At 38.9% G+C, this 10,616-nt stretch carries 11 protein-coding genes; 3 read left to right on the top strand and 8 right to left on the bottom strand.

Annotated features, from left to right (window positions below; genetic code table 11):
- Positions 1-259 precede the first annotated feature (259 nt).
- Positions 260-1,273: a LacI family DNA-binding transcriptional regulator gene (locus ACHUGF_RS05445; protein WP_394129763.1), complete on the top strand. Its 1,014-nt coding sequence runs from the start codon at positions 260-262 to the stop codon at positions 1,271-1,273.
- A gap of 74 nt (positions 1,274-1,347) precedes the next feature.
- Here the strand turns inward: ACHUGF_RS05445 and ACHUGF_RS05440 are convergent, their stop codons facing one another.
- Entirely contained in the window at positions 1,348-1,686 is a 339-nt protein-coding gene (locus tag ACHUGF_RS05440; protein ID WP_394129762.1) for a P-II family nitrogen regulator, read from the bottom strand.
- A 208-nt stretch (positions 1,687-1,894) separates the two neighbouring features.
- Between ACHUGF_RS05440 and ACHUGF_RS05435 the strand changes: the two genes are divergently transcribed.
- Both ACHUGF_RS05435 and ACHUGF_RS05430 read left to right on the top strand, forming a co-directional pair.
- Complete coding sequence (locus ACHUGF_RS05435; RefSeq protein ID WP_394129761.1) at positions 1,895-2,416, top strand: GspH/FimT family pseudopilin; 522 nt, start codon at positions 1,895-1,897, stop codon at positions 2,414-2,416.
- Positions 2,417-2,539: 123 nt separating this feature from the next.
- Positions 2,540-3,040: a GspH/FimT family pseudopilin gene (locus ACHUGF_RS05430; RefSeq protein WP_394129760.1), complete on the top strand. Its 501-nt coding sequence runs from the start codon at positions 2,540-2,542 to the stop codon at positions 3,038-3,040.
- A 73-nt stretch (positions 3,041-3,113) separates the two neighbouring features.
- Here ACHUGF_RS05430 and ACHUGF_RS05425 read toward each other — a convergent pair whose 3' ends face one another.
- The 7 genes from ACHUGF_RS05425 to ispH form a co-directional block, all read right to left on the bottom strand.
- Complete coding sequence (locus ACHUGF_RS05425) at positions 3,114-3,416, bottom strand: TapY2 family type IVa secretion system protein (protein WP_394129759.1); 303 nt, start codon at positions 3,414-3,416, stop codon at positions 3,114-3,116.
- Positions 3,413-3,805, bottom strand: coding sequence for a type IV pilin protein (locus ACHUGF_RS05420; RefSeq protein WP_394129758.1), 393 nt, complete (start codon positions 3,803-3,805; stop codon positions 3,413-3,415). Before ACHUGF_RS05420 ends, ACHUGF_RS05425 begins: the two co-directional genes overlap by 4 nt.
- 2 nt (positions 3,806-3,807) lie before the next feature.
- Positions 3,808-7,434, bottom strand: a complete 3,627-nt coding sequence (locus tag ACHUGF_RS05415; RefSeq protein WP_394129757.1) for a pilus assembly protein — start codon at positions 7,432-7,434, stop codon at positions 3,808-3,810.
- 2 nt (positions 7,435-7,436) lie between these two features.
- Positions 7,437-7,901, bottom strand: a complete 465-nt coding sequence (locus ACHUGF_RS05410) for a pilus assembly PilX family protein (protein ID WP_394129756.1) — start codon at positions 7,899-7,901, stop codon at positions 7,437-7,439.
- Between the two features lie 4 nt (positions 7,902-7,905).
- The gene (locus ACHUGF_RS05405; RefSeq protein WP_394129755.1) at positions 7,906-8,874 is read right to left on the bottom strand and encodes a PilW family protein; all 969 of its coding nucleotides are present in this window, start codon (positions 8,872-8,874) and stop codon (positions 7,906-7,908) included.
- A gap of 10 nt (positions 8,875-8,884) precedes the next feature.
- Entirely contained in the window at positions 8,885-9,424 is a 540-nt protein-coding gene (pilV, locus tag ACHUGF_RS05400) for a type IV pilus modification protein PilV (protein WP_394129754.1), read from the bottom strand.
- A gap of 257 nt (positions 9,425-9,681) precedes the next feature.
- Entirely contained in the window at positions 9,682-10,611 is a 930-nt protein-coding gene (gene ispH, locus ACHUGF_RS05395; RefSeq protein ID WP_394129866.1) for a 4-hydroxy-3-methylbut-2-enyl diphosphate reductase, read from the bottom strand.
- Between the last annotated feature and the right edge of the window lie 5 nt (positions 10,612-10,616).

The following is a 10,616-nucleotide window of genomic DNA, read 5'->3' as shown; positions in this document are numbered from 1 at the left end:
GACGAAATGAGAATCCAAATTACCCCTTAAAATTCATATAGATAAAAAATGTATAAAAAGTGTCATCTTATTGATTATTTTTTCGCTTTTATCAAAGTAACAATGTAGATAACAATTTGTTTATTGCTTAATTCAATAAAACCTCGCACTATACTGGAAAAACAATCATACAAATGAACAGTTCGACCTTAATTTAGAGTATTTATACTTTTGTGGTTTTTAAGCGAACGATTTAGGGTTAAAAAAGAGTTAAAACTAGATGAAAATCACTATCAATGATGTCGCTAAGTACGCGGGCGTTTCTATCAAAACTGTTTCGAGGGTCACTAATAAAGAACCCTCGGTCAGACAAGCTACCATTGATAAAGTAAATGCTGCCATTGCAGCACTTAATTACCAACCCAATGTGGCAGCTAGGAATCTGGCCAGCACGAGCGCTTATGTCATCGGCTTCATTTACGATAATCCCAATGCCTATTACATCATTGACATGCAAAACGGTATCTTGTCTGCCTGTAAAGATAAAGGCTTTGAATTACTTATTCATCCTTGCAATGCCAAGTCAGACAATATCTGTGAAGAGCTCACCAACATGGTAAAGCAATCCAGATTAGCAGGCTTAGTCCTTACTCCCCCAATGTCAGAAGATCCTAAGATTCTAGCGGCATTAGATGCGATTGGAGCCAACTACGTTCGAATTATTGCTGGTGAACAAATACAAGATGACCTGGGCTTAACAGTGTTAGTCAACGATAAACATGGTGCCATTGCGATTACAGAACATCTTATTCAACAAGGTCACCATAACATTGCATTTTTAAGTGGTGATCATGGCCATGAATCCACTAAGGCACGTTTAGAGGGCTACTTATATGCCTTAGAAAAAAATAAAATTTCAGTGAATCCTAAGTGGATTTTAGACGGTGAATATTCTTTCGAATCTGGGGTCAATGGCGCAAATAGCCTAATTAAATTAAATGAGCGACCTACCGCAGTAGTTGCCTGTAATGATGAAATAGCCGCTGGAGCACTGTTTGCTGCAAGGTTAGCTGGACTTGATATCCCGAATGACCTTTCCATTGTCGGTTTTGAGGATAGTCCCTTTTCAAGACAAACTTGGCCTAAATTAACCACAGTGCATCAGCCGAATATTGAGATAGCCAGGGTGGCGACAGACTTACTCATTGATAAACATAGAAAGTGTAATGACATTTCGGCCACAGTGTTTACACCAACTCCAGTCATAAGAGACTCAACAAGCACTAGGGCCTAACTAACTCGGTAAACTAAATAACTACTCGTATTAAAAAAGCGCCAATTGGCGCTTTTTTAATGCTTCAAATCTAGCTACACAGCTTCTTCGTTTTCTTCGCCGGTACGGATCCGAATAACACGTTCTATATCTGTCACAAAAATCTTACCATCACCAATCTTGCCGGTACGAGCTGTGTCAACAATGACATCTAATGCTTGTTCAAGAGTTTCATCTTGAATGACTAATTCAATTTTCACTTTAGGCAGGAAATCAACCATGTATTCAGCTCCACGATAGAGCTCAGTGTGACCTTTTTGACGGCCAAACCCTTTTACTTCAGATACTGTCATACCCGTAATGCCAATCTCAGCCAAAGACTCCCGTACATCATCCAATTTGAACGGTTTAATAATGGCTTCTACCTTTTTCATTTTGTACTCCTGTGATTGGCAAATCAATATATCGCTAAGGGCTTAAATATTCAGATGTATTTTACTCTAAAGCAAACAAACTTACTGTGCAATTTTAACTTGATTTGCAAACAGTCAGTTTAAAGTTTGATGATATTGTACAATTTTTAACTATACTTCGATTTCCGTTGCAGGATGCGGCGGCGACATTTTTTTCAAGGATGAAATTATGAACTATAAATCCCAAGCTGGGTTTAACCTAGTGGAGCTGATGACAACGATCGTTATTGCCAGTGCTTTAATTACAATGGCATATCCAAGTTTTAAAGAACTTATACTCCACACGAGGGCAAATGCCAGCATCAGTTCAATTCAACAATCAATTCAGCTAGCAAGAAACATGGCAATAAATTATGGTTTACCAATAACCGTTTGCCCATTAGTCAACAATAAATGTACTCGAGATTGGAGTAACGGATTTAGCATTTTCATCGATGGAGCCAACCGCAATACACTCGATGATAACGATAAAATTATTCAATCAATTTCCGCTTTTCATCAAGATGATATAGTTCAATACAATCGTTTAGCTATCCGTTTCAAAGCAACAGGGTTCGCGTCTGGTACAAACGGTACACTCACATACTGCCCAGAAACTTATGATAGTCCTCACTCCAGAGCGATAATCGTCAATCAAGCTGGAAGAGTTAGGTTTTCAGATAATAAAACCATCATCTGTTCAAACAAGTAACTCACCAATGTATCTAGGGCAGCTACCCACATGTAAAGAATTTGTTTAGTTATTATATTTTAGATACTGATATTGGCTTCATTCTCGCATATACTATTTAAAGTCGTTATAGGAATGAAGATCATGTTAAAGAATCAAGCTGGTTTTACTCTCGTTGAACTAATGGTCACTATCACTGTTGCAGCTATCTTATTGACTATTGGAGTTCCTTCACTAGTTTCACTCAATGAGAAAATGCGTACTAAGAGTAATATTGAGAAAATTCATAACATAGTAATGTTCGCGAGAAGCCAAGCAATAAGCTACGGAACTACGGTAATCATATGCCCTTTTGCTAGCGAAACCTCTTGTGGGTCAACAACAGACTGGAGTAATGGAGTTCGTGTATATACCACTGACTCTGACGGGAATGATTACGAATTAAGAGCAATTGATAGCTTTAACAATCAAGATAAAATCAAAGGCTCTGCTCCCATACTTTCATTTACAGCCGAAGGTATGGTAAATGTGGGGGGGGGCAGCATCGTATATTGCCCTGGAGGCCAAAGTACAGACTCAAAAAGTGTGAGCGTCAGCACTAGCGGTCTAATCTCTTACGGCAATGATTCCCTTCCTTGCACGTAAGTGATTCATATAACATTTTCTTTATATAAAGCCGTAAACCTTGAAATCATCAAAGTTTTTATGAAGCCGTTCACTACCTTAGTGTCATTTTATCAACAGCTTGTGCTTTTTCGCTACTAAAATCTGCAGACAGAGGTACACACTCTCCAACGGCTTTAATATAAGACTTTTTACCCTTAAGATCTTTATGTTTCTTACCAATTAAACCTTTACGCTGTTGCTCTACTTTACCTATATCCCAACGATAAAACACCACTTCGTCACCTTTATTAGAACTGGTGATGAAACATTTATAATCTTGTTTTCCAGCCACTGCCAAAGCTGGATTTGAAGTAATTATAAATAGTAAACATAAACTAAAGCTAATCTTTATCATTTCCAACACTCCGAAACGGGACCTTTAACTCCTGCACTCGTTAAAGTAATCGTTGTACACGTTGAGTCAAGCGTCGCTTGCCTACCTTTTGCCGTAGCAGTAATCGTAAAGTTACTGCTACCAGTAGAAGCTATACTATAGAAACCACTTTCGGAAATAAAAGGATCTGCGCTTAAGCCTAACTCAGTCATATCCGTAGCATAAGTTCGATTATCAAAATAGAACTGCTCTTGTAAATTAGCGACTCGCATAACTGCTGCAACACCTTCAGAACGACCACTTTTCATTATAAAGCTAGTATAAGATGGGTATGCAATTGATGCTAAAATTCCCACTATAACGACAGTAATCATTAGTTCTATCAATGTAAAACCATGAGGCTTATGCATAATTAATTATTCTCATTTAAATGGTAATAAATTCTTTTCGTTTCCATACAAGCATTTAGGCTAATCGTACCTGTACAATTTTCATTACTGGCGTCACATTCTCCGCTACCAGCTAAAGCATATAAAGAACTTTCACATTCATCTTCCGTTCCTGGATCTGTCGGTTTATCACAGTCAGCGCCCTCACACTTAGGTGGTATAATCAATTTAGGGGGCACTGAAATACAATCTACGCACACCACAGGAGGAGAGTATGGGTAATCGGGTGGAACTTCCGTCCACTCTCCATTATTAAGAAGGTAACGTCCGCCTTTATGTAAATCAAAAGTATATAGTCTGCCTAGAGATGAGACCGCACAGCTTTCAATAGTTCCACTATTGGCAGAAAGTGGTACAAAAGAAGTAAAATAAACTTTACCTTTAACAATACTAGCTGCAGATAGACTTTTTTCTCCATTATCAGGTAACTGGTAGAACCAACCTCGCTTTTTACCAAAAGCGATCGCCTCATTGTCAGTATGCGGCCATGAATCACTAACATCATAAAGATCAGCCACTGTCAATGTTACAGGGGTTGGGTTTAGTGAAGTTCCGAATGTTTTGGTAAACACATTACGATCTTGCAGTACATACAGCTGATCATAAGTGTTTGTTCCTAAAGGATCAGCCCTATCTCCAGAACCTATCGCAATTGCATCATAGGCAACATCTTGATAGCTCACCGAAGTTGTAACAGTTCCATCTGGAGCTGTTGTTGACACTTCTGTACTATTTGTAAATTTCGTTTGAGCAACAATTGGGGGATAAAAAAGTTTACGATTGTCGAATAAACCTGATCCATTTAATGATGCAAATTTAAAAGCACTCCAACTCGACTTGTCAGCTGTTGGCATATCCATTCGCCATACGGCTCCTCCTAAGTCTACCGCATACAATCTATCCGTAATACCGTCCCCATCACTATCAAGTGGGGTTATTTGAGCTGCAATTGAATCGCTAATTCCAGGTAAACTCGTAGAACCATCAGGGCCAAACTGATGCACTAACTTTCCGGAATCGGCTTCGACAATATAAACCCCTATGCCAAATGAATTACTACCAGTATTGGAATCATAACCAACATTATACCCTCCCCCAAAAATAACCACTGGTTTATCTCTACTCGGCACTTTCGTGACAATGGGGGTGGACCATGTTTGTCCCAAATTAGCAAAGCCTGTTGAAGTATTAGATATTTTCCACATCAAAGTAGGTGAGTCAGGATTAGTTACATTAAAGGCATAATATGACTCTCCGCCTCTTCTCATTCCTACAAAAATATATGCTAAAGCAATAGAACCATCTGAATTACGCTCAATATAGGAAACAGGGGAACCGTCAATGCCGTAAACACTGTGACCACTTAAGTAAGTGTTTCGCCTTATAGTTTGTAAATTAGGAAGTAATTCATAAGGCATAAATGCCCAGCTTTCCACAAATGTTGTGCCTTTATCTTTAATGGCATGCAACACTCCATGATTGGTACCGAAATAAATTCTAACATCGCCTGCACCATAATCAATTGCTACAGGTTCGGAATGCAAAGGGTCCCCGATAATGTCACCTCTGACACCATCATAGTCACTTGACATTGTCACACCATCAGAATCAACATCTACGTTTTTACCCTTTATCCATTCAAAGGTATTATTTAGTTCATCAGCCGTATTAACGCTCGGTAGCCCCAAATATGTAGCTAGAGCACTATCACCACCAGCATAAAAAGAGGCATTAGTTTTATTTAATACCGTCAGTCCACTGATCCCTCCAATGTTACTATAAATAGTCCTCTTGTCAGGGTCGATACCTCTCGCAATACCACCTAACTCAATATCATTTCCATCATTTTGAATGGTACAGTCGCTCCAAAAACTACATGCGTCGTCTTTAATACCACCGGAGCTATTGATTGCATTATTCCCCTTAGCATCAACTAGAGTACCATCTGAAGTCACTTTGAACTTCTTCAAATTCCCCCCCCACTTAGGACCATGTTCGGGACGAAATACAGCAAAATATGCACTATCTAGTGTTCTTGTTGGATCAGCATTACTAAATGCAACCCCTGGAGCAGAGAATTGTCTGCCAGTACTTGGAAGAGTATTTATAATATTGCTAATTGCGGCCTGTAGACCGACTACATCATCAGCACTTGAGTAGGTACCTAATTGGTTTTCGCCGATTCTTGATCTTTTCGCTGTTTCTATCAATAAGGGTTCAGCAACAGAGTCATCAGCTAAGCTGAATCCTATAGTATGAGTGATCACAGTCTGTTTATTTTCTAAATTAGGTAGTAAATCATTATTAAACATATACTCAGCTAATGCTGGCATGTAACTAAATTTTGCTGGCTTACCATTTGATTCGGGGGCGTACTCATACGGATCATCATTTAGCGCTTTTACAAACTCATTGGCACTATCATCTAATGTCGGCTCACCATCAGTTATATAGATAATATGGGCTACTTTGCTACATGCAGAGAATGGAGATAGATACTTTCCGTTCTTTTCAACACTCGTATCATAGGGAGGTACATTGGCGGTATACTTATCGTTGCCATTGCCATAATCTTCATCAGCATGGCCAAAGGTAATGCTGCCACCAGAGAAATATTGATAAGCTTCATAAAGTGTTTCACATAAAGGTGTATTGGTTAAAGGGGATAAGTTGTTAACAGTATTAACCATGTCATCTCTTTCGGCTGGCGTTCGCTCTCTAATTCCGGCGATAATTCGTCCCCCGTCCCTGTCGCCTTCTTGACTATAATTCATGTTAAAAATAGCTAAACCAAAATCAACTGACGGAATTGTGCTAATTACTCCTGATATTGCTTCTTTTGCAATATCAAGTCTCGACTGAGCACTCTCTTCAGGTAAATTATCTAGTAGGCCTTGATCATAGAGGGTATACCACCTCAAATAGTTATCGGTATATAAGGAAACAAGCTCGCCATTATTCCAGCCTAACTGTTTGGCATTTTCAAGTGAGTTACCCCAAGGGTTATCTATGTCACCATTTTGAGGAAAACCATTGGGGTAACCTGTGGCAAAATTAGAACCATCGTTATTATTGCTATTTACCTCTGATTGAATATCTTCCCAGCAGTCAATTGCACTGTTTGTTTCTGCACCACTATTTTCCTTTAAAGGTTGCCAAGAACCTTTACCCTGTCCTGTTGTTTTAAACTCTCTAATGTATCCAGTAAAGCGTCCATAGGTATTTAAAGCATCTCTAGCAGCTTTACATCCATTAACTAAATCATTGAATCTACGTGACTCGGATGGGCTGTCTGGTACAGGCAAAGAAGTACCATCCATACCTGTACCTACTGTGAAGTATATCATTCTGCCATCATAAGAATTTGAACTCCCCACAGGAGGATAGGTTTGATCTGGATCGTACCCACCAGGCAGCCCTTCAACAATCGTTCTCATACTGCCAGAATTATCAAATATAATTAAAACTTGTGGACGTATATTCGTAATACTTGGATTTAAATATAGGTCGGTATCATCAGCAACTGATTCCGCCATATAAAATGAACATATCAATGCCATACTGACTTTTAATATTTTATTAAATATCATAATTAACTCCCACTGAGCAATTCTTGTGAAATTCCTGATACAACAGTTAATTGACCTAATCCATTTCGACCAAAATTAATTTCACTAGAAATTTGAGTGTTTCTGCATTTAATTGAATTGCCTCCAGAAGCATCTTCACTTCGTTTGCAACTAACTATCTGAGGATCACTAATCATTCCTCCAGCACCATCGTCGACAAAAGGCATTGGTGTTAATGTTTGAGTCCCACCTGAAAATGATTCAGAACCTTGAGTGTTCAATAATGCAAAATAAGATTGTGGTTTATCCAGCAAGATTGCTGAAATAGCACCATCTGCAATTGCCTTAGCCTCAACTCTTTCTGAACCTGCAGAAGCCATCCGCAAAGATTGAGTAGAATTTACTGCTAGTGCAACACCAATTACAGTCATTATTACTAGAATGATAAGTGTGAAAAAAAGCACTATTCCTTGTTGTTTTTGTTTCATATTGTCACAAACCTTGTATCAAAACTGGATTTTCTAAATAAACCGTAGAAGACATGATTTTGCGTCTAAAATTATCATCAGGAGGTGCAACGTCTTTATCACCTAAAGAGTAGCTAGTTTTATTGGTATAACTCCAATCAGGCTGTATCGACCGAACCAGCAAAAATATTTTGACCGCGACAATTCTTCTGAGTCCCGAATTATCCCAAATATTACTTGTAATATTTGAAGCTGCTAAATACTGCTCAGGAGTCGAATCACCAGTGCTATCGACCCCATAAAGATATCTGATATTCTCAATACCCTGTACAAGCTGCTCATCATTATTCATCCCATTTTTTGTCAGGTTTTTTCTACTTAATACGGGCACATCATCTTCATCATCAATAAAGTAAACGTGATGCTGATACTCCCAAGTTCTTGCAGAAGGTTCACTTTCACTTGGTAATAAGCCACTGAAAAATACAGCTTTAGAATTACTTGCTGATACGAAAAAGTTAGAGCCATTTGGTGTGGTGCTCGGTCCAATAAGTCTCTTCAGTTGAAGTACGTCAGTGGATGGTTTGACATTTGATGAAGCTAAACATCCTAAGACATTAGCGCTGACAGTATTTTCATATCCCCACAGAAACCTAAAATTGGCAGGTTGATTATTTGGTAAAGACGCATTGTTAAGACCTGACCCGATACAATCATTTGCTGCAGGAACAACATTATCAATAGTAGCTCCTGAAAGGTCCGTACCAGTCATATCACCAAAAAAACCCACTTGGCTTATATCTCTATCTAAAATGGCTAAAGCTATTCGGCCATTCTCTTGTAGTTGATTGAATTGGCTAGTTGTCGTCACATTAGATGACGACATACTAAACATGGAAAACACACCAGCAGTTAAAAAAAGCCCAATGACTAATGCAACCATTAGTTCCACAAGTGACATACCTGATTGCAATGTTTTCAATTTTTTAATCATACTTCACCATCTAAATGATCACTGTTCGAATGGAAAAAATACGTCGATTCTCTTTAGTCGCTGCACAGGGGGTAGATGTATCAACGATAGGTGAATCAGAATCAATTTTAGTTTCTCTAATACCTCTCCATGCTAGAACAACTGTAACTGTATTAGCATTAAGTTCAATACATGCAGTTGGTGTATCCAACCCTCCAACATTTTGGGTACCTATAGTTTCATCAGCACCAGTGAATGAAGATTGCCATTCATAAAGATCCCAAGCACGCATCTCTACAGGTGAACATATAGTGGTATTACAGTTTGGAGATGGTTGAGTAGATGTACCACTGAAAGTTCCAGCATATGTTCCCAGTTGCGTTGGATTTAACCGCATTCTATTTATAATATCGTTCGCGTAGTAAGAAGCTTGAGTTTGTTGGAAGGATTCAAAGCTGCCTTTTTTAGAGACAATATGCAGATTAAAAATGCCAATAAGGCCTACCACTAGTATGACCAGCGATACCATTACTTCGATGAGTGAAAATCCATTCCGCTTTGCTGACTTCAACGTCAAACCTCCCTATTTCGTCAGTTTATTGACTAAACTTTTCTTGTTTATCTATAAAAATCTTAAGCTTAAACAAAACCGATACAACAGTTAATCATAACTGACCTTATGGTTTCTATCTAGTATCAAAAATGTATATTAACTTAAAATGATATATTTAATCCCTCAAGCTCAATGTAGTTGCTGAAATACAAGTAAAAAAAACCTAAAGTATAAAACTTTAGGTTTTTAAATGAACAAAAATTAATACTAAAGTACTACCTAAGCTCCGCAGGAACAGCAAAAACAGTATCTTCTTTTTGTCCCTCAACTTCAGTAATCACGCTAGGAGCATGATTGGCTATAGCTTCAATAACCTGTTGAACAAGTACTTCTGGTGCTGATGCACCTGCAGTCACCGCAACTTGCTTCACACCATCAAACCAAGCGGCATCTACATCATTGCCATTATCAACTAAGTAAGCACTAATGCCTTGCTTTTCAGCCAATTCACGTAGGCGGTTTGAGTTGGAGCTATTCTTAGATCCTACAACAATCATTAAGTCGGCATCGCTGGACATGTTGCGAACTGCATCTTGTCGATTTTGTGTGGCATAGCAAATATCATCTTTACGCGGGCCTTCGATAGCAGGGAAACGTTGCTTAAGCGCTTCTATGATATCCAAGGTATCATCAACAGACAGCGTGGTTTGCGTAACAAAACAAAGGTTCTCGGGATCATTCACCTGCAGAGAATTAACATCCTCAGGGGATTCAACCAAATATACCCCTCCTTTTTGGTTGTCATACTGCCCCATAGTACCCTCAACCTCAGGGTGACCAGCATGGCCAATCAAAATGCACTCAACCCCTTTTCGGCTAGCACGTGTCACTTGCAAATGAACTTTGGTGACGAGTGGACAGGTCGCATCAAATACTTTCAGGCCACGAGTTTTTGCTTCCTGACGTACGGTTTGTGACACACCGTGGGCACTAAAGATAACGATACTGTTATCTGGCACTTGATGTAATTCATCAACAAAGATAGCACCACGGTCTTTTAAGTTCTGTACCACATAGCGGTTATGTACCACTTCATGACGTACATAGATCGGCGGTTCAAATAACTCTAACGCACGCTCAACAATGCTGATTGCGCGATCAACACCGGCACAAAACCCTCTTGGGTTTGCTAATAAAATATTCAATTCTG

This window comes from Shewanella maritima (assembly GCF_043643735.1).
In the GTDB taxonomy this organism is placed as follows: domain Bacteria; phylum Pseudomonadota; class Gammaproteobacteria; order Enterobacterales; family Shewanellaceae; genus Shewanella; species Shewanella maritima_A.
This window is presented reverse-complemented; position numbering and strand designations above follow the sequence as displayed.